The 16051-nt window shown below is 65.1% G+C and carries 15 protein-coding genes; 7 read left to right on the top strand and 8 right to left on the bottom strand.

The genetic code is table 11. The features are described from left to right. The 5 genes from ACDELDRAFT_RS11455 to ACDELDRAFT_RS11435 all read left to right on the top strand — a co-directional run. Nucleotides 1–1173 (top strand): TolC family protein (locus ACDELDRAFT_RS11455; protein WP_040328918.1); only part of this gene is annotated, 1173 nt, incomplete at its 5' end. 26 nt (nucleotides 1174–1199) lie between these two features. Further along, nucleotides 1200–1499, top strand: coding sequence for a rhodanese-like domain-containing protein (locus tag ACDELDRAFT_RS11450; protein ID WP_005796773.1), 300 nt, complete (start codon nucleotides 1200–1202; stop codon nucleotides 1497–1499). A gap of 49 nt (nucleotides 1500–1548) precedes the next feature. After that, nucleotides 1549–1929, top strand: coding sequence for a rhodanese-like domain-containing protein (locus ACDELDRAFT_RS11445; RefSeq protein WP_005796772.1), 381 nt, complete (start codon nucleotides 1549–1551; stop codon nucleotides 1927–1929). A gap of 85 nt (nucleotides 1930–2014) precedes the next feature. Further along, complete coding sequence (locus ACDELDRAFT_RS11440) at nucleotides 2015–2206, top strand: YgaP family membrane protein (protein WP_005796769.1); 192 nt, start codon at nucleotides 2015–2017, stop codon at nucleotides 2204–2206. Nucleotides 2207–2320: 114 nt separating this feature from the next. Next, nucleotides 2321–2677: a carboxymuconolactone decarboxylase family protein gene (locus tag ACDELDRAFT_RS11435; RefSeq protein WP_005796767.1), complete on the top strand. Its 357-nt coding sequence runs from the start codon at nucleotides 2321–2323 to the stop codon at nucleotides 2675–2677. Between the two features lie 372 nt (nucleotides 2678–3049). On the opposite strand, the gene bioB is transcribed toward ACDELDRAFT_RS11435, so the two are convergent. From bioB to scpA, 7 genes are all read right to left on the bottom strand, one after another. Beyond that, nucleotides 3050–4117: a biotin synthase BioB gene (bioB, locus tag ACDELDRAFT_RS11430; protein ID WP_005796765.1), complete on the bottom strand. Its 1068-nt coding sequence runs from the start codon at nucleotides 4115–4117 to the stop codon at nucleotides 3050–3052. Between the two features lie 784 nt (nucleotides 4118–4901). Then, entirely contained in the window at nucleotides 4902–5093 is a 192-nt protein-coding gene (locus ACDELDRAFT_RS11425) for a hypothetical protein (protein ID WP_005796763.1), read from the bottom strand. A gap of 519 nt (nucleotides 5094–5612) precedes the next feature. Beyond that, entirely contained in the window at nucleotides 5613–6089 is a 477-nt protein-coding gene (locus tag ACDELDRAFT_RS11420) for a VOC family protein (RefSeq protein WP_005796761.1), read from the bottom strand. A 129-nt stretch (nucleotides 6090–6218) separates the two neighbouring features. Continuing rightward, nucleotides 6219–8273, bottom strand: a complete 2055-nt coding sequence (locus tag ACDELDRAFT_RS11415; RefSeq protein ID WP_005796760.1) for an acetyl-CoA carboxylase biotin carboxylase subunit — start codon at nucleotides 8271–8273, stop codon at nucleotides 6219–6221. A gap of 21 nt (nucleotides 8274–8294) precedes the next feature. Continuing rightward, on the bottom strand, nucleotides 8295–9827 hold the full coding sequence (locus ACDELDRAFT_RS11410; RefSeq protein WP_005796758.1) for an acyl-CoA carboxylase subunit beta: 1533 nt from the start codon (nucleotides 9825–9827) through the stop codon (nucleotides 8295–8297). A 45-nt stretch (nucleotides 9828–9872) separates the two neighbouring features. Further along, nucleotides 9873–10898 (bottom strand): methylmalonyl Co-A mutase-associated GTPase MeaB, encoded by a 1026-nt coding sequence (gene meaB / locus ACDELDRAFT_RS11405; RefSeq protein WP_005796756.1) that lies wholly within the window; start codon nucleotides 10896–10898, stop codon nucleotides 9873–9875. Next, entirely contained in the window at nucleotides 10895–13063 is a 2169-nt protein-coding gene (gene scpA / locus ACDELDRAFT_RS11400; RefSeq protein ID WP_005796755.1) for a methylmalonyl-CoA mutase, read from the bottom strand. The genes meaB and scpA overlap by 4 nt, the downstream gene beginning before the upstream one ends. Before the next feature lie 138 nt (nucleotides 13064–13201). Between scpA and ACDELDRAFT_RS11395 the strand changes: the two genes are divergently transcribed. Further along, nucleotides 13202–13837 (top strand): GntR family transcriptional regulator, encoded by a 636-nt coding sequence (locus tag ACDELDRAFT_RS11395; RefSeq protein WP_040328915.1) that lies wholly within the window; start codon nucleotides 13202–13204, stop codon nucleotides 13835–13837. A gap of 229 nt (nucleotides 13838–14066) precedes the next feature. On the opposite strand, the gene ACDELDRAFT_RS11390 is transcribed toward ACDELDRAFT_RS11395, so the two are convergent. Continuing rightward, nucleotides 14067–15401, bottom strand: a complete 1335-nt coding sequence (locus ACDELDRAFT_RS11390; protein WP_005796751.1) for a ferredoxin reductase family protein — start codon at nucleotides 15399–15401, stop codon at nucleotides 14067–14069. A 218-nt stretch (nucleotides 15402–15619) separates the two neighbouring features. On the opposite strand from ACDELDRAFT_RS11390, the gene ACDELDRAFT_RS11385 reads away from it, so the two are divergent. After that, on the top strand, nucleotides 15620–16051 hold a 432-nt coding region (locus ACDELDRAFT_RS11385; protein ID WP_005796750.1), incomplete at its 3' end, for an AMP-binding protein.

Below are 16051 nucleotides of genomic sequence, written 5' to 3'. Positions count from 1 at the left end.
GCCATGGGGTCCCAGACGTCGACGGCCGGGGCGTCGTTCTCGGCACCCGGCATGGGCACCTCGTCCGATGTCGGGTTCAACACCTCGGTGGACAACAGCCTGGGTGCACGTGCAAGCATTGGTGCGCGCATGCCCCTCTACAGCCCCGAACGCACCGCACAGGGCCGCAAGCTGGCGCTGTCTGCCGACCTGGCCGGTGTGCAATGGCAGGCGGCGGAGCAGGCCCTCATGCTGCAGACCGCCGAGCGCTATTTCGCGGTGGCGCTGGCCGACGATGCCCTGCGCCTGCTGCGGCGCCAGCAAGTGGCCGTGAACAAGGCATTGGTGGAAGCACAAGACCGTTTTCAGCTCGGCGATGCCCCGGTGACCGACACCCACGAAGCCGCCGCCCGCGCCCGTGCCATCGACGCGCAGGTGCTGGCCGCCGAGGTGGACCTGCAGATCGCCCAGCGTGCCCTGGCCGACACCACCGGCTGGCCCGCCGACGCACTTCAGGTGGCGCCAGCTCCCGCCCTCTCTGCTGCGCCTGCCCTGCCCGATCTGCAGGAATGGCTGGGTCAGGCGGACGCCCACAACCCTGGCCTGCGCCAGCAGACCCTGGCCGTGGAGGTTGCGCGCCAGGATGTCGCCCAATATGACCGCGGCGCAGGCACCACGGTGGACCTCGTCGCGCAGGCCAGCCGGGAACACCTGAGCGGTGCGGGCCGCTATGGCCATGGCAGCAACACCGCCCAGCAACACCTGGTGGGCGTGCAGATCACCGTGCCGCTGTACACCGGCGGCCAGCGCAGCGCGCGCCAGCAAGAGCTGCTGCACCTGCAAGCCAAGGCGGAAGCCGAGCTGGACCGCACCCGCCAACAAGTGGCTCAGCAAACCCGCGCGGCGTGGCTGCGCCTGCAGGCGGGCCAGGCACGCACCGGCGCACAGGATGCGGCCCTGCGTGCCAGCCAGGCCCGCCTGGACGCCACGCAGCTGGGCCGCCAGGTGGGCGACCGCACCACGCTCGATCTGCTCAACGCCGAAAACGATGCCGCAAGCGCTGAACTGGCCCTGGCGCAGTTGCGCACCTCCCTCACGCTGGAGCGCCTGCGCCTGCTGGCGCTGGCCGGGCAACTGGACGAGCGCGCACTGCACACGGCCACGGTGGCAGGCCCCATCAGCGCAGCCAAATAAGCTTTGTTTGAACCCAAGGAGACCCCATGGATACCACCGCATCCTCACAGCCCGGCGACTGCCTGGTGGTCGATGTGCGCTCGCCCGGCGAGTTCGAGACCGGCCATGTGGACGGCGCCATCAATCTGCCGCTGGACCGACTGAGCGCCGATTGCACGCAGGCCTTGCCCGACAAATCCCAGCCCCTCGTGTTGTGCTGCCTGTCGGGCGCGCGGTCGGGCATGGCGGCGCAATGGCTGCGGCAGCAGGGCTACCAGCAGGTGCTCAACGGAGGCTCTGTGGGCAGCGTTTCGCTGCAACTGCAGCGTCCCATCCGGCGTGGCTGAGGCATCCCGGCTCTCATTTTTTCATTCCCATGCATCACAAGGAACTGCCATGAAAACCGCTCACGACCTGGTGGCCACCGCCAAGACCCGTGTCCAGGAAATCCCCGTGGACCAGGCCGAGCAGGCCATCCGCGAAGCCGACGTGCTGATCGATGTGCGCGAGGCCGACGAATACCAGGCAGGGCACCTGCCCGGCGCCATCCATGCCTCGCGCGGACTGCTGGAGTTCAAGCTCAGCAGCACCCCGCCACTCGCGTCGCGTGACCTCAAGGTGGTGCTGTACTGCAAGACCAGTGGCCGCGCCGCGCTGGCGGCCTGTGCCATGCAGGACATGGGCTATCTGCAGGTGCAGTCGATTGCCGGCGGCTTCGATGCCTGGGCTGCGGCCGGCAAGCCGGTCGTGAAGCCCGTGACACCCTCGTTCGAGTAACCGGGCCGGGCGGCCCGGCGCCGCCCAGCCTGTTCACCCGGCGGCCTGCACCGTGGGCTGCCCCACTTCAAGCAAAGGAAAAAATATGAAAAGCAATGTTGGAACCATCGACCGCGTCCTGCGCATCGTGGCGGGCCTGGTGCTGATTGCCCTGGCAGCCACCGGCACGGTGGGCTGGTGGGGGTGGCTGGGCGTGGTGCCGCTGGCCACGGGGCTGTTCCGCTTCTGCCCGGCCTACACCCTGCTGGGCATCAACACCTGCCCCATGAAGAAATAAGGCAAATAAGGCGCACCCGCCTTGCCTGCCCGTGCCCCCAGCCCCTGCCTCGCGGGGGTCGGGCACCGCACATTCCCATGCACCCCCGACTCCCCGAATGAAGGACGTTTTTTCATGAGCACCTTTGACCACGCCAGCCTGATCCACCACATCAACGAAAGCCTGGCCCCCTTTCGCAAGGCCCAGCCGGAGGCAATGCGCGGGTTTTCGCAACTGGCGCAGGCCTCGATGGCAGAGGGTGCGATCAGTGCCAAGCACAAGGAACTCATTGCCCTGGCCATTGGCGTGAGCCAACACTGCTCCGGATGCATCGGCTTTCACGTCAAGGCGCTGCTGAAGCTGGGTGCCACCCGCGCCGAACTGGAAGAGATGCTGACCGTGTGCGTCTACATGGGCGGTGGCCCTTCGCTGATGTACACCGCCGAGGCCCTCAAGGCCTGGGACACCCTGTCCGAAGGAACAGTCGCCTGAAGGCGCCTCGGCTCTGCGCGCAGCGGGCGTCACGGCGATGCAGCGGTTCAGCGCAAAGCCGCATTGCGAGGCGGCCCCTGGCAGTGCAGTAGCGCAGCCCGCCTTCGCCGCATGGCCGGGTCACTGCCAAAAGTGGTCCCCAAAAAACGTGAAACCAACGCGCGTCCCCTGACAAGCCCGGCACCGCATCAGCGGGCGCACAACGGGCACGCGGTCACCACCGGGCCGAAATATCAGAGAAAAATGCCTGAGGCGCTTGCTGGTATTGCGCCTTCAGCTACATTTTAAATAGCGCTTTGACAGCCCGGCTCCGCAACGGCCACCCGCGCCGAACTTCCGGGCCACGCTCCTGCCCCGGCGGTGATTGCAACCTCACGCGCACACACCCTGCGACTGCGAAAGCCCGTGCAGGTCGTCCGCTGCACTGGCGGTCGTGCGATGGCCCTTGAGACCCAGCTTGGCCAGCAACTGCACATCGGCGTCCACATCCGGGTTGCCGGTCACCAGCAGCTTGTCTCCGTAGAAAATCGAGTTGGCGCCGGCCATGAAACACAGTGCCTGCACCGCGTCCCCCATCTGCTGGCGGCCGGCCGACAGGCGCACCCGCGCCTTGGGCATGGTGATGCGCGCCACGGCGATCACGCGCACGAAGTCGAAAGGGTCCACCGGTTCGCTGTCTGCCAGCGGGGTGCCCGGCACCCGCACCAGGCTGTTGATGGGCACCGATTCGGGGTAAGGCTGCAGATTGGCCAGCTGGGCGATCAGCCCCGCGCGGTGCACGGGCGCCTCGCCCATGCCCACGATGCCGCCGCAGCACACGCTGATGCCTGCGCTGCGCACATGCTGCAAGGTATCGAGCCGGTCCTGGTACGCCCGTGTGCTGACGACATCGGTGTAGTACTCGGGCGCCGTGTCGAGGTTGTGGTTGTAGTAATCGAGCCCCGCATCCTTGAGGGCCTGTGCCTGGTGTGATTCCAGCATGCCCAGCGTGGCGCAGGTCTGCAGGCCCAGGCCTTTGACGGCGCTGATCAGGGCGCTCACCTTTTCGATGTCACGGTCCTTGGGCGCGCGCCAGGCGGCCCCCATGCAAAAGCGGGTGGCACCGGCGTCTTTCGCGGCCTGCGCGGCGCGCACCACTTCGTCCACTTCCATGAGCTTCTCGGCCTTCACGCCCGTGTCGAACTCGGCCGATTGGGGGCAATAGCCGCAGTTCTCGGGGCAACCGCCGGTCTTCACGGAAAGCAGCGTGGCCAGTTCAATGTCGCCCGCTGGCCAGTGCTGACGATGCACGTTCTGCGCCTCGAAAAGCAGGTCCATCAAGGGCTTGTCGAGCAGGGCCTGGATGGCCTCCACGGTCCACGGCCCGTCTGTGGCGGGCGTGGCCACGGGGCGGTGCAACTGCAGTGGGTGAGTGGTGGTGCTCGTGAGAGGTGCGGTCATGGATGGCCTTTCGGTGTGGAGCATCGGCGAGGCCCTGCAAGTAACAATTTGCGCCAAGCCAATGCCATGAACAACTGAACGAAGGCCGCATTCTGGTTCAAAAAAGCGCGCATCAGGGCTTCACAAGGTCACAAATACTGCCACATTTCTTGCGCCAGAACTGCCGTCAAGTTGAGCATTTTTTGGCGGCAGATGCGCGGCCGTTAAGGCAACTTGGCCGACGTAAGGGATGTACGCGTAAGACGAGTGACAACAGCCTTCAACAGGCGGCGAACGCCACCCTTCAGTTGCCAATCCGTCCCCGAACACTCGCGCAGTTAGCCGATGTTGGCGTGCACCAGAAACGGGGGGAAGCGGAGATGATCGTGGGACGTGTCCCGATGGGCGCACCAGGACGCTGCGCCCATGGTGGCCTCATGACTGAACGGTACGCCGATCCGCGCGGAGGCAAATGGTGCGCGAATGGTGCACAAAGGGGACCGTGAGCGATGGCAGCGATGCCGCAGCGGCCTGTCCAGTGGTGCGGGAAGCACCCACTGCATCTGAACGGCTGCCGCGCACACCACAAAGCACGCGGGAGCCGAGAAAGGCAGACAGCCAACGCGGGCTTGGCGATGAGGGGTGAGGAGCCCGATGCCGCTTGAGGAATATCGGCAGGAGGCGCGTAGTGCGCATGCAATGCACGCCGCGTGGCTGCCGGGTCGGAGACCGCTGGGCATTTTGCACTCTGAAGCACGGTAACCCCCCGCCCCGGGCTGCGCGCCACGGCGGGACGGCTGCGACCTCAGCCGCCTGCTGGGGGATCGTCGGTGAGAAAGCCCAGCGCCTTCAGCTCTTCTTCGCTCAGCAACAGTTCGGTCAGCTCGGGCTGGCGCGGCTCGACGCTGCGGCGCCGCTCATACGGCGAGGGCGGACCCTGCTCTTCCTGCCGTCTGTCCTGGCCGCTGCGCCGTTCATGGTGTTGTCGTCGTTCCATTTTTCCGCCTGTGCCAATGAGAAGTGAGCACCCATCGCCCCGCAAATCCCTCTGCAAGTGAAGGCCGCGAGCAGTGCACGAAACCAAGGCCCGCGTGGGCGACGATGCCGTGGCGCCGCCAGCCTTGACCATGGGCAAAGTCTGCACGAGACAGGCAAATTTGCAATCAGAAGATGACCTGTCGGCAAGGTCATGGCGGCGACCCGTCCGCAGCAGGGGCACCACGGGCCACCGTTGCCACGTGTCGAAAGACGGCTGGGCAACACCGGCCGAGGGGTAGTGATATCGGGGAAAAAAGCGGGCCGGGTCCGCGCTGCGGCGAGTGAACGGGGCTCCCCACATTGGTCGCACACAGCGGGCGGTGCATCGCTGCGTGGCGGTGCATCGCTGCGTGGCGGTGCCGTGGGTGCGGCCTTGCCGGCAGCGGCGCTGCGCAACGCCGCCGGTCACGTTCAGCATCGGCCGTCCAAGCGCCTTCCACGGCGACGCGCCAGGCAAGGCGCAGGCCTGCGGTGGGCGTCAGCCCAGTGCCGCAATCACCTCAGGGGGCGCCTGCACGAGTTCGATCAACACGCCCTCGCCCGCGATGGGAAATTCGTCATTGCTCTTGGGGTGCAGAAAACAGATGTCGTAGCCGGCGGCGCCCTTGCGGATGCCCCCGGGCGCAAAGCGCACGCCCTGTGCGGTAAGCCACTCGACGGCGGCCGCCAGATCGTCAATCCACAGGCCGATGTGGTTGAGGGGCGTGGTGTGCACGGCAGGCTTCTTGTCAATGTCGAGCGGTTGCATGATGTCCACCTCGACCTTGAAGGCGCCCTGCCCCATTGCCAGGATGTCTTCGTCCACGTTTTCACGCTCGCTCTGGAACGTGCCCGTTTGCGTGAGGCCCAGCATGTCCACCCAGAGCGTCTTCATGCGGCCCTTGTCGGTGCCGCCAATGGCCACTTGCTGCATGCCCAGCACCCGAAAAGGGCGTTGGTCGGTGTTGTTTGTCATGGAATTCTCCTGTGGCAGAGGGGTAACTGCTTCAAACTCAATAGCTGCTGGCGCTTACCCAACAAGCGCCAGCGGCTGAAAAGGCTCAAAAAAGGGGCGCAAGGCCCCTCGGTTGCATGCCGGTGTGGATCACTGGAATTCCAGGATCACCTGATCCACGGAAAGCGATTCACCCTTGCCCGCCACGATCTTGCCCACCACGCCGTCCTGCGCGGCAAAGAGGATGTTTTCCATCTTCATGGCTTCGATCACGGCCAGCTTTTCGCCCGCCTGCACCTTCTGGCCGGGCTGCACCGCCACGTCCACCAGCAGCCCGGGCATGGGCGAAAGCAGGTATTTGGACAGGTCTGGCGGCGCCTTGAACGGCATCAGCTGGTGCAGCCGCGCGCCCAGGGGCGACAGCACCAGCGCATCGATCTGCGTGCCGTTGTGCGCAATGCGCAGGGCCAGCGGGTTCTTGGCCGTGCCGCGTTCCACCTGGGCCGTGAAGCCCATGCCATTGCACTGGCCCTGCACACGGATCTGCCCCAGTGTCGCCGTGCTACTGATCTGATAGCTGTTACCGCCCACGGAAACTGCGCTGGAGCGCATTTTTCCATCCATTTCAAAGTCGGTCACCGTCACTTCGTGCTGCTGGTTGCGGCCCTCGGCCCCCAGCACGATCACCACGAACGACTCGCCCACCTTCACCTCGTGGCCCGCCAGCTGGCCGCTGATGCCCGAGGCGCGAGCGCGGTAGCGGCGGTTCATGTAGGCCGCCAGCGCCACCAGGAACAGGGGGTCTTCATGCGGCACGTCTTCGGCGGCAAACCCCTTGGCGTAGTTCTCGGCAATGAAGCCGGTGTTGAAGTCGCCCGCCACGAACCTGGGGTGCGCCAGCAGCGCGGCCTGGAAAGGAATGTTGCTGCTGATGCCGCGGATCACGAAACCGTTGAGCGCCGCGCGCATCTTGGTGATGGCGTCGTCGCGGTCGCTGCCGTGCACGATGAGCTTGGCGATCATCGAGTCGTAATACATCGGGATCTCGCCACCCTCGTACACGCCCGTGTCCACGCGCACGCCCAGCTTCTTGCTGGTGTCGGACTGGAACATCGTCTCTTCCGGCGGCTGAAAGCGCACCAGGCGGCCGGTGGAAGGCAGGAAGTTGCGGAACGGGTCTTCGGCGTTGATGCGGCACTCGATGGCCCAGCCGTCGCGCTTCACATCGGCTTGCGTGAGGGGCAACGCCTCACCAGCGGCCACGCGGATCATCAGCTCCACCAGATCGAGGCCGGTGATGCACTCCGTCACCGGGTGCTCCACCTGCAGGCGGGTGTTCATCTCCAAGAAGTAGAAGTCCTGGTCCTTGCCGACCACGAATTCCACCGTTCCGGCCGACTGGTACTTCACCGCCTTGGCCAATGCCACGGCCTGCTCGCCCATGGCCTTGCGGGTGGCATCAGAGATGAAGGGCGATGGCGCCTCTTCGATCACCTTCTGGTGGCGGCGCTGGATGGAGCATTCGCGCTCATTCAGATAGATCACGTTGCCGTGGCTGTCGCCCAGCACCTGGATCTCGATGTGGCGCGGCTCCTGCACAAACTTTTCGATGAAGATGCGGTCGTCGCCGAAGCTGTTGCGGGCCTCGTTCTGGCAGCTGGCAAAGCCTTCAAAGGCTTCCTTGTCATTGAAAGCCACGCGCAGGCCCTTGCCACCGCCGCCGGCCGAGGCCTTGATCATCACGGGGTAGCCGATGCCCTTGGCGATCTCCACCGCCTGCTCGGGGCCGGCGATGGCATCGTTGTAGCCAGGGATGGTGTTGACTTTGGCCTCGTTGGCCAGCTTCTTGGACGCGATCTTGTCGCCCATGGCCGCTATCGAGTAGGCCTTGGGGCCGATGAAGGCAATGCCTTCGTCTTCGCAACGCTTGGCAAAGGCCTCGTTCTCGGACAGGAAGCCGTAGCCGGGGTGCACGGCCTGGGCGCCGGTCTGCTTGCAGGCGGCAATGATCTTGTCGGCCAGCAGGTACGACTCGCGACTGGGCGCGGCGCCAATGCGCACGGCCTCGTCGGCCAGCTTGACATGGCGGGCTTCCTTGTCGGCGTCGGAGTAGACGGCGACGGTTTTAATGCCCATCTTGCGGGCGGTAGCGATGACGCGGCACGCGATTTCGCCACGGTTGGCGATCAGGATTTTCGTAAACATGTTCTTATGCTCCTTGTCCGCTCAAAGTGGGATGTTGCCGTGCTTGCGCCATGGGTTGTCGAGCTTCTTGTCGCGCAGCATCACCAGCGAACGGCAGATGCGCTTGCGCGTCTCGTGCGGCAGGATCACGTCGTCGATAAAGCCGCGGGCACCCGCCACAAACGGGTTGGCAAAACGTTCCTTGTATTCGGCTTCGCGGGCAGCGAGCTTCACGGGGTCGTTCTTGTCCTCACGGAAGATGATTTCCACCGCGCCCTTGGCGCCCATCACCGCGATTTCGGCATTGGGCCAGGCCAGGTTGACGTCGCCGCGCAGGTGCTTGGAGCTCATCACGTCGTACGCGCCGCCATAGGCCTTGCGCGTGATGACGGTGATCTTGGGCACGGTGCACTCGGCATAGGCGTAGAGCAGCTTGGCGCCGTGCTTGATGATGCCGCCGTACTCTTGCGAGGTGCCGGGCATGAAGCCGGGCACGTCCACGAAGGTGACGACCGGGATGTTGAACGCGTCGCAGAAGCGCACGAAGCGCGCGGCCTTGATGCTCGACTTGATGTCCAGGCAGCCGGCCAGCACCAGCGGCTGGTTGGCCACAATGCCCACCGTCTGGCCTTCCATGCGCGCAAAGCCAATGATGATGTTCTTGGCGTACTCGGGCTGTAGCTCGAAGAAATCGCCATCGTCCACCGTCTTGAGGATCAGCTCCTTCATGTCATAGGGCTTGTTGGCGTTGTCGGGCACCAGGGTGTCCAGGCTCAGGTCCATGCGGTCAGCCGGGTCGTTGCTGGGGCGCACCGGGGCTTTTTCGCGGTTGTTGAGCGGCAGGTAGTTGTACAGGCGGCGCAGCATCATCAGCGCCTCCACGTCGTTCTCAAACGCCATGTCGGCCACACCGCTCTTGGTGGTGTGGGTCACGGCGCCGCCCAGTTCCTCGGCCGTCACTTCTTCGTGCGTCACGGTCTTCACCACTTCGGGGCCGGTCACGAACATATAGCTCGAATCCTTGACCATGAAGATGAAGTCCGTCATGGCGGGCGAGTACACGGCGCCACCAGCGCTCGGGCCCATGATCATGCTGATCTGCGGAATCACGCCGCTGGCGAGCACGTTCTTCTGGAACACGTCGGCATAGCCGCCGAGGGACGCCACGCCTTCCTGGATGCGGGCGCCGCCCGAGTCATTGAGGCCGATGACGGGTGCGCCGACCTTCATGGCCTGGTCCATCACCTTGCAGATCTTCTCGGCATGGGTTTCAGACAGCGCGCCGCCGAACACCGTGAAGTCCTGGCTGAACACGAACACCAGGCGGCCGTTGATCATGCCGTAGCCCGTCACCACGCCGTCGCCGGGGATCTTGTTGGCTTCCATGCCGAAGTCGGTGCAGCGGTGCTCGACGAACATGTCCCATTCCTCGAACGTGCCGTCGTCCAGCAGCAGCTCGATGCGCTCGCGCGCCGTGAGCTTGCCCTTGGCGTGCTGCGCATCAATGCGCTTTTGCCCGCCGCCCAGGCGTGCCAGCGCACGCTTTTTCTCCAGTTGATCCAGGATGTCTTGCATGGTCGTCCTTCGGTGAAATGGCTGTGTTGGTTTGAATGCTATTTATTAAATAGCTGCTTGCGCAGGCTGAGATTGCGCAAGCAGCAGATTTCTTGCCGCAGTTGATGCGGCGATGCGCCCAGCGGCCACATCGGCCTGCAATTGGGGCAGCAGTGCCCTGACCTGCGGATGCTGGCGAAACGCCTGCTTGAGGCCCGCGTCGATGCGCTCCCACATCCAGGCCAGCGCCTGCTTTTCGCGCCGGGCGGCCAGTCGGCCATTGGCGGTCTGCAATTGGCGAAACTGCGTGACGGCGGCCCAGAAGGCATCCACGCCCTGCCCCAGCAGCGCGCTGATCTGCACGACCTTGGGGTGCCACAGATGGGTATCGTGGTGCGCGTTCTCGGGGTTGCCGTGCTGGCCAAGCAGGCGCAGCGAAGAGGTGATCTGCGCCTCGGCGCGCGTGGCAGCGTTCTTGTCGAGGTCGGCCTTGTTGATGACCACCAGGTCGGCGATTTCCATCACGCCTTTCTTGATGGCCTGCAGGTCGTCGCCCGCGTTGGGCAGTTGCAGCAGCACGAACATGTCGGTCATGCCCGCCACGGCAATCTCGCTCTGGCCCACGCCCACGGTTTCGACGATCACCACATCGTAGCCCGCAGCCTCGCAGACCAGCATGGCCTCGCGCGTCTTCTCGGCCACACCGCCCAGCGTGCCGCCGCTGGGGCTGGGGCGGATGTAGGCCTTTTCGTGCACCGACAGGTGCTCCATGCGCGTCTTGTCGCCCAGGATGGAGCCGCCCGAGACGGTGCTCGACGGATCGATGGTGAGCACCGCCACGCGGCGGCCCTGGCCAATCAGGTACAGGCCCAGTGCTTCGATGAAGGTGGACTTGCCCACGCCCGGAACGCCGCTGATGCCCAGCCGAAACGCTTTACCGGTGTGCGGCAGCAAGGCGGTGAGCAGCGCGTCGCCCTGCGCGCGGTGGTCGGTGCGCGTGGATTCGAGCAGGGTGATGGTTTTGGACATGGCGCGGCGCTGCACCGCAGCCGTGCCCTGCACAATGCCATCGAAAAGCGCCGCAGGGGTCACGCCAGTGCCTTGCGAATCTGCTCCAGCACGTCCTTGGCGCTGGCGGGGATGGGGGTGCCAGGGCCATAGATGCCCTTCACGCCGGCCTGGTACAGGTGCTCGTAGTCCTGCGCCGGAATCACACCGCCCACGAAGACGATGATGTCGTCAGCACCCTGTTCCTTGAGCGACTGGATGATGGCCGGCACCAGCGTCTTGTGCCCGGCGGCCAGCGTGCTCACGCCCACCGCGTGCACGTCGTTTTCAATCGCCTGGCGCGCGCATTCCTCGGGCGTCTGGAACAGCGGGCCCATGTCCACGTCAAAACCCAGGTCGGCAAAGGCAGTGGCAACCACCTTGGCGCCACGGTCGTGGCCGTCCTGGCCCAATTTCGCGATCATGACCCGTGGGCGGCGGCCCTGCTCTTCGGCAAAGGCGTTGATCTCGGTCTTGAGTTTTTCCCAGCCTTCGGCCGAGTCGTAGGCAGCAGCGTACACCCCGGTCACCTTTTGCGTATCGGCGCGGTGGCGCCCAAAAACCTTTTCGAGCGCGTCAGACACCTCGCCCACCGTGGCGCGCAGGCGCACGGCCTGGATGGAGAGGTCCAGCAGGTTGCCCTGGCCACTCTCTGCGGCGGCAGTCAGCGCATCCAGCGCTGCCTGTACCTTGGCGGCATCGCGCGTTGCGCGGATCTTTTGCAGGCGAGCGATCTGGCCGTCGCGCACCTTCACGTTGTCGATCTGCAGGATATCGACCGGGTCTTCCTTGGCCAGCTTGTACTTGTTGACGCCCACGATCACGTCCCTGCCGCTGTCGATGCGCGCCTGCTTCTCGGCGGCGGCGGCTTCGATCTTGAGCTTGGCCCAGCCGCTGTCCACGGCCTGGGTCATGCCGCCCATGGCTTCGACCTCTTCGATGATCTTCCAGGCGGCATCCATCATGTCCTGGGTCAGCTTTTCCATCATGTAGCTGCCGGCCCAGGGGTCGATCACGTTGGTGATGTGGGTCTCTTCCTGGATGATGAGCTGCGTGTTGCGCGCGATGCGGGCGCTGAACTCGGTGGGCAGCGCGATGGCTTCATCGAGTGCGTTGGTGTGCAGCGATTGCGTGCCACCGAACACGGCCGCCATGGCCTCGATGGTGGTGCGCACCACGTTGTTGTAGGGGTCTTGCTCTGTGAGCGACCAGCCCGAGGTCTGGCAGTGCGTGCGCAGCATCAGGCTCTTGGGGTTCTTGGCGCCGGTCTCTTTCATGATGCGGCACCACAGCAGGCGCGCAGCGCGCATCTTGGCGACTTCGAGGTAGAAGTTCATGCCGATGGCCCAGAAGAAGCTCAGGCGCCCGGCGAATTCGTCCACATCCAGGCCCGAGGCGATGGCGGTCTTCACATACTCCTTGCCGTCGGCCAGGGTGAAGGCGAGCTCGAGCGCCTGGTTCGCCCCGGCTTCCTGCATGTGGTAGCCCGAGATCGAGATCGAGTTGAACTTGGGCATGTTCTTGGCCGTGTAGCCAATGATGTCGCCAATGATCCGCATCGAGGGCTTGGGCGGGTAGATGTAGGTGTTGCGCACCATGAACTCTTTCAGAATGTCGTTCTGAATCGTTCCGGAGAGCTTGTCTTGCGAGACGCCCTGCTCTTCCGCCGCCACCACGTAGCCCGCCAGCACGGGCAGCACGGCGCCGTTCATGGTCATGGAGACGGACACCTTGTCGAGCGGGATCTGGTCGAACAGGATCTTCATGTCCTCGACCGAGTCGATCGCCACACCGGCCTTGCCCACGTCGCCCGTCACGCGGGGATGGTCGCTGTCGTAGCCGCGGTGCGTGGCCAGGTCAAACGCCACCGAAACGCCCTGCCCGCCGGCGGCCAGCGCCTTGCGGTAAAACGCATTGGATTCTTCGGCGGTCGAAAAACCGGCGTACTGGCGAATCGTCCAGGGCCGCACGGCATACATGGTGGCCTGCGGGCCGCGCAAGTAGGGCTCGAAACCTGGCAGCGTGTTGGCGTATGGCAGGCTGGCCGTGTCCTCGGCTGTGTACAACGGCTTGACGGTGATGCCGTCGGGCGTGACCCAGTTGAGGGCGCTGACATCGCCCCCCGGTGCCGACTTGGCTGCAGCCTTGGCCCAGGCTTCCAGCGAAGACGCGGCAAACTCAGGGGCGTTGTTTTTGGGGGTGTCACTCATGGCGAAAGCTACTCCGAAGATGGCGTGGGCGTGAAAACGGCGTGAGGGTCAGTGCAAGGGCTAGTCCCGATGTGGCGCCGATTTTACATCATTCATAATTATTCATTCAAAATATTCCGCACACCTTACAATCCACCCATGTCTGCCCTCACCCTCACTCCACGCGCGCTTTATGAAGAAGTGGCCGAGCAATTGCGCCAGCGTATCTTCCGCCGCGAACTGGAGCCCGGCAGCTGGATTGACGAGCTCAAGATTGCCGAGGAATTTGGCATCAGCCGCACCCCGCTGCGCGAGGCGCTGAAGGTGCTGGCCGCCGAGGGCCTGGTCACGATGAAAGTGCGGCGTGGCGCCTACGTGACGGAAATGAGCGAGAAAGACCTGCGCGACGTGTACCACCTGCTCAGCCTGCTGGAAAGCGACGCCGCCGGCGTGGTGGCCACGACGGCCACTCCGGCGCAATTGCAGCAGCTTCAGGATCTGCACGCCGAGCTGGAAGCCGCCGCGGGCGAACGCGAGCGGTTCTTTGCCGTCAACGAGCGTTTTCACATGCTGCTGCTGGAGTTGGCCGACAACCGCTGGCGCAACCAGATGGTGGCCGACCTGCGCAAGGTCATGAAGCTGAACCGCCACAACTCGCTGCTCAAGCAGGGCCGCATCGAGGATTCACTGAACGAGCACCGCGCCATCTTGGCCGCCATGGTGGCGCGCGACGCGCAGGGCACGGTCCAGGCCATGCAGGCGCATTTCGCCCACGGGCTTGAAGCCGCCACCTGAGTCACCGCCCAGGGGCGCGGCCTGCACTCGGTCACGCATGGGTATTTGCGCCCCGGCCCGGGGGGATATGCTGTATTGGCCTCCGGTGTCGTACGTTCGCTAGTTCGTAGCGTTGGCTGCAAGGTCGTTCCGACGCCACGCCCGTGTTGTCAGCCACTGCCCTCCGAGGCCCAACCTCTGCGCCGCTTCACATACCGCGATGCGCCCGGCAACGTTGCGCTGCCGCGCGTCACCGCATCTGGAACAGTTCCTGGTGAAAGCGCGATTCGGGCATCCCCATGGACATGAGGCCGGACTTCAGCGCCTGGCCAAAGGCTGCGGGGCCGCAAAACCACACATCGGCGTCCTGCCATTGCGGCACCGCGCGGCTCAGGCGCTGTGCGTTCAGCTGGCCATCGCGCGGGCTCCACAGCACATGCAGGCGCACCCCTGCAGCCTCGGCATCGCGCGCCATGAGGCCCAGCGCGTGTTCGTCGTGGACCGACGTGGGATGGAACAGGTCGATGGCCTTGCCGTCGGGGGCGGTGGCCAGCGCTTTCATGCGCGCAATGAACGGGGTGATGCCGATGCCGGCGCCCACCCAGATCTGCCGCCGCCCGGCCCCTTCGAAATTGAACTTGCCGTAGGGGCCTTCCAGTTGGGCCGCGTCACCCACCCGCACGCGCTCCTTGAGCGTGCGGGTGTAGTCGCCGAGCGCCTTGATGATGAAGGTGATGCGCCCGTCGCCCGTCCACGCCGAGGCAATGGTGTAGGGGTGGGGGCCCTCGTCGCCATGCAGCGTGAGAAACGCAAACTGGCCCGGCGCATGCCCCGCCCAACTGCCCGCGCACTGGATGTCCACCTCCAGCACGTCCAGCGACGCATGGTGGCGGATGGCCGCCACCTCGCCGGCGACCTTGCGCGTGGCCGCCACGCGACCGAACAGCACCAGCAGGGCCGACACAGTGCCAGCCGCCATCAGCACCGCCATCACCGGCCCGAGCACGCCGCTCCAGTAATCGAACTTCAGCAAGACCACCGAGTGCCACACCAGTGCCAGGTAAGCGATGGCGATCAGGTGGTGCGTCTTGAAGAAATGGCGGTAGGGGAAGCGCTTCACCAGAGCCAGCACCATCAGCGCCGCGGCGGCATAGAAGGCCCATTCGCCGATGGCTTCGGCCAGGCCGCGCTGGCCCAGAAAGAACTGCTGGACCGGTGCATCCAGCAAGGCCGGGCGCGGGCCCCGCGCCGGACGCTGCAGCCACCCCCAGCCCACCATCCACTTGGGCCCCTGCGCCAGCAGCCAGTGGCTGACCGAAATCACCAGCGCCGAAATGCCCAGCCATTTGTGCAAGCGGTACATCTTGTCGAGGCCACCCAGGTAAGGCTCGAAGACCACGGGGCGCACGGCCAGCACCATCGCTGCGCTCATCACGCCCATGGCGAGCACGCCGCCATACTGCATCAGCACCGTGCGCCATGCAAAAAAGTTGCTGGGGGCGGACCAGGTGACGAGATCCGCCACCAGCCACAGCCCGGTAAGGCCCAGCAGGTAGGCCCAGAAGAAACGTTGGATATTGCGCATTGAACTGTCCAGGAATATGGCTGGTACTGTAGAAAGCTCGCGTAAACCTGTATTGACACAACATGTCTGCTGCGTAAACGCAGCCGAGCTGGGCGGCCGCCAGGGGCTTGAAGCGCCGTGTCTTTGCGCTGCATCAAAATCCACACCGCTATGATCGTCCGGGTTTTCCCTTGGGATCTTTCACGCAGCCGCCTGGCGGCCTTCCCACACCCCACCCGATGACCTCACCTGCTGCCGACATCTCCAGCGTGCAGACGCTGCCCCAACTGCTGGCGTTCCGCGCCGCCCGTACCCCCGAGGGCGAGGCCTACCGGGCCTTTGCCCCTTCCACCCAGAGCTGGGCCAGCCTCACCTGGGCCCAGACGGCGCAGCGTGTGGCCTCATGGGCACAGGCCCTCGCCGCCCTGCAATTGCCTGCGGCGGCGCGCGTGGCCATCCTGCTGCCCAACGGGCTGAATGCGATGTGCGCGGACCAATCGGCACTGGCGACCGGCTGCGTTCCGGTGCCGCTGCATGCCATCGACAACCCGGGCAGCATTGCCTACATCCTGGCCGACTGCGAAGCCTCGGTGCTCATCGTGGCCCAGGCCGAGCAGTGGGAGAAGATCCGCGCCGTGGGCACGCCGTTTCCGGCCCTGCGGGCCGTGGTG

It is taken from the genome of Acidovorax delafieldii 2AN (assembly GCF_000175235.1).
GTDB lineage: Bacteria > Pseudomonadota > Gammaproteobacteria > Burkholderiales > Burkholderiaceae_C > Acidovorax > Acidovorax delafieldii_B.
Note: the sequence above shows the minus strand (reverse complement) of the source record. Positions and strands in the feature narration are given on the sequence as shown.